Here is a 3,640-nt window from a genome sequence, read left to right on the forward strand (position 1 = left end):
GATCTCGATTTCATCCGGGGATGTTCCTCAGGCGGTTTCAAAGGCGTTGCGTTGCCAGTTTATGGTGGGTGAATCCTGTGTTCCGCTTATCGCAATCACATCGAAACGGCAGGCATGCCGGCCCAGATCCGGGTTGGCTTGAAGAAACAGACTCGCTGTCCTGGTCAATCGTTCCCGTTTGCTGGCGCTAACTGAATCGAGTGCTCCGCCGTGACTTTGCGAGCGGCGATATCTCACTTCGAGGAAAACCACGATTTCGCGATCGCGCATCACCAGGTCAAGCTCTCCATAGCGACAGTTGAAGTTGCGCGTAATCAGGTTCAATCCGCTGCGTTGGGCATGGGCCAGTGCAAGGTCCTCGAAATACTTTCCGGTGCTGCGCATCGATTGCCCTGGTTACTGGAACGGCAGTGGGCTCAATGCCCCTTGCGCTGGCCGCGCCATGCCATCCGAGAACCGCGCCCAGGTCAGCACCCTGTGGATCCGCCCGAAGCTGTCGACCGCGAGTTGCCCGCTGGCTCCATCGAGGTAGGTGTCCGGGTTGGCCAGCAGCCAGTTCATGTATGGCAACAAGGCGTACGCGTCCATGCCAAATGCAAACAAGCGGGCACCCAGGCCGTTTGCGCTGCCGAGGTAGTGAGCCATCTCATTGCGATCCGGTCGACCCGGTACGGGCGAGAACAGCCAGGTCGCATCGCAAAATTCGATGCCATCGAGGTCGCGGTTGAGGCTGGGACTGGTCTCGCCCGAATTCACATGCGAGGTGGCATACACCGGGGCGTTGATGCCGGCCAATTTGAGTTGCGGCATCAGCAGGCGGGCCTGCTGGGGGCGCATGCTGATGAAGATTCCGGCGCCGGGCTGGCTGATGCGGCCGGCGCCCTCGGGGTTGGCGACGTCGCCCAGTGATTCTGCGGCGTTTCGGATTGGTGCCTGGTAGTTGAACTCGGATTCGCGAACGCGTGACTCACCAACAACCTGGCCACCCAGTGATTCGAACTGTGCCCGGAATGCGAGCGCCGCTCGCTCCGCCCAGTCGGTCTCCGCAACGATGACTGCAGCGCGATCAACGCCGAGACTGATCATGCGCGCAGCGGCTTGTGCACCTTCGGCATCGGGCAGCAAGCCAAACTCGGCACTGCCTTTGGGCGGAATTTCACCCGTATCGGGATGATTGAGGGCGAGCACGCGAACGGGGAGTGGCTGCCGGAACAGCTCGCCCACGGCCTCGCGCAATAGCGGCCCGACCACGAATCCGGCGCCATCTGCCACGGCCTGCTCATAGGCTGCGAGTGCGTCCTGCGGAGTCTTGCCGGCATCATAGGTGCGCACGGTCGGACGCTCGGCGCCATCGTCTGAATAGTAGGCCGCGAAGAATCCATCGAGAATGGACTGGGCCACGCCGGCGACCTGTCCTGTAAGCGGAAGGATGACTGCGACCTGGCGCACGGCATTGAAGCCTTCCCGTTGCAGACTGTTGTCGTTGTCCGGGATCAGGGTTCCAACCGGGCGTTGCGGACGCGGAAGTTCCCTCGGCAGTACCTGACCACGCAGCTTCAACGCCTGCTCGATCCATGGCAACAGCGGGTCACCCGGTCGAAGTGAGCCTGCACGTCCTTTCAGGGTCGCGCTGTCCAGGGCAGCCAGGGTCTCGATGATCTGGATGCGATTGGTGTCGCGATCCGGGCCGACCAGGTCGCTCTCCAGGGTTGCGCGGATGCGTGCCGATGCAAACGGGTCACCGCTGGCTTCGGCTATGCGCGCGCGCAACTCGAGGACACGAACGCGCAAGTTGGGCGGAACCGATGCCTCATCAACCACCATCAGCGCCGATGCGCGCTGTAGGTCACCTTCCTGCAGTGCAATCTCGGCTTCGAGGAGATCCAGTCGCAAGGGCTCGTCGCCGCTCAATCGCTTGCGCTTGATGTCCTTGATGGCACGCGCAGCGCCGGAATAGTCGCCGTTCTCGCGCAGGATTTCGCCGGCGCGCAGCTGGTAATAGGCAGTGGCGGAGCCGCGGCTGCGATCGGCCAGGTTCAGGTATTCCTGAGCGGCGGCCTGCAGGTTGCCTTCGCGGACCAGCTGTTCAGCCTGGACTGCTTCGGCACCATCATCGCGGGTTTGCACGCCGGTCGTGGAACAGGCTGCGCCAGCCAGCGCAAGCAGGAAAACCAGGATCCTGGGTGGCATGGCGAAAAGTCGAATTGCTGTCATTGGCAGGTTTGGGCAAACATGGAAAGCCCGATGATAGCCCGGATGCACCAGCCCGGACATTTCGTCAGGTCGCTCCGATTGCCAAATGCCGGTGACCGATTGAGCCATGGAACATGCGCTTTCGTGCTGCCGACCCGGTATTCTCGATGGCGAATCCCGTGCAGGAGCAATCATGAACGAACCTCAGGGGCGACTCTGGGTGGTCGCCACGCCGATTGGTCATCTTGATGACATTTCCAAGCGTGCGCAGGACATTCTGTGCAAGGTTGGCCTGATCGCGGCGGAAGATACCCGGCACAGCGGCGGACTGCTGGCTCGAATCGGCAGCCGAGCGCCACGCCTCGCCTTGCACGAGCACAATGAGCGTGAGCAGTTCGCTCGCATCATCGAGGTGTTGCAGCAGGGCACGGATGTGGCACTGATTTCGGATGCCGGGACGCCGCTGATCAGCGATCCCGGGTTCCGTCTTGTGCGGGCGGCGCGCGACGCAGGAGTGCCGGTATCTCCAGTGCCCGGGCCTTGCGCAGCCATCGCGGCACTATCTGTAGCCGGGCTGGCAAGCGATCGATTCGTCTTCGAGGGATTCCTGGCCGCCAAGTCATCAGCGCGGAAAGAACGCCTCGGTGAGCTGGTCGCGGAATCCCGAACCCTGATTTTCTATGAATCCAGCCATCGGATTCTCGACATGTTGAAAGATGCTCGAGCGGTATTCGGCGAGGCGCGAAACGTCGCAGTTGCGCGGGAGTTGACCAAGGTTTTCGAGACCGTGCTGTCAGGATCGCTGGGGCGGGTCATTGCGCAAGTCGAGGCGGACGCCAACCAGCAGCGCGGAGAGTTCGTCGTCATCGTGGCCGGCGCAAGTGGTGAGCAAGCCGATGCCACGCTGGCCGAAGGCAGAAGAGTGTTTGCATTGCTCAGCGCTGAAATGGCTCCTGCACGCGCTGCACGCATGGCGGCGGCGATTACTGGCGCTCCACGCAAATTGCTGTACGCGAAACCGGCGGACTGACACTGCCAGGTGTTCTCTCCCTGCCGCCACCCAGCCCCTCTCCGGGCGGGAGAGGGGCTGGGGGCGCCAGCCGAACGTTGGACGCTGCAGCTTGTGGCTAATCGCCGCCGAAGCTGTCTGCGAAGATCCTGTCGGTGGCCAGCCTTACGACAAACCCGTCGTGATCCGATACGCCGATCGCGGTCGTGCTGTTGCGCTCGTCCTGGTCGGCGGCATCGAGGTCGGCGCGGCCGTACTCGAATCCTGTGAACCAGGCCCGGGCCGGTGCGTTGAGCAGGGCGTGATCGAGTACTTGCATGATCGGCACATCGCGCCCGCGATCAAACGAGCTGACCTGGGTATAGCCGAAGATCTCGCCGAATTGCTCGGTGAACAGGAACGAGTACTGCTCGTTGGCGGGTAGCGAGGTCACCGCAT

Annotated in this window: 3 protein-coding genes and 1 pseudogene; 1 reads left to right on the forward strand and 3 read right to left on the reverse strand. The window is 62.4% G+C overall.

Annotation, left to right across the window (positions count from 1 at the left end; all coding sequences use genetic code 11):
* Positions 1 to 27: 27 nt before the first annotated feature.
* A complete protein-coding gene (locus WBP53_RS03530; protein WP_423925994.1) occupies positions 28 to 384 on the reverse strand; it encodes a YraN family protein in 357 nt (118 codons plus the stop codon).
* A gap of 12 nt (positions 385 to 396) precedes the next feature.
* Entirely contained in the window at positions 397 to 2,190 is a 1,794-nt protein-coding gene (locus WBP53_RS03535; RefSeq protein WP_423925996.1) for a penicillin-binding protein activator, read from the reverse strand.
* 196 nt (positions 2,191 to 2,386) lie between these two features.
* Between WBP53_RS03535 and rsmI the strand changes: the two genes are divergently transcribed.
* Complete coding sequence (gene rsmI, locus WBP53_RS03540; protein ID WP_423925998.1) at positions 2,387 to 3,223, forward strand: 16S rRNA (cytidine(1402)-2'-O)-methyltransferase; 837 nt, start codon at positions 2,387 to 2,389, stop codon at positions 3,221 to 3,223.
* Between the two features lie 97 nt (positions 3,224 to 3,320).
* On the opposite strand, the pseudogene WBP53_RS03545 reads toward rsmI, so the two are convergent.
* A pseudogene (locus tag WBP53_RS03545) lies at positions 3,321 to 3,640 on the reverse strand (hypothetical protein); the annotation flags it as partial.

Source organism: Dokdonella sp. (assembly GCF_049593775.1).
Lineage (GTDB): Bacteria > Pseudomonadota > Gammaproteobacteria > Xanthomonadales > Rhodanobacteraceae > Dokdonella.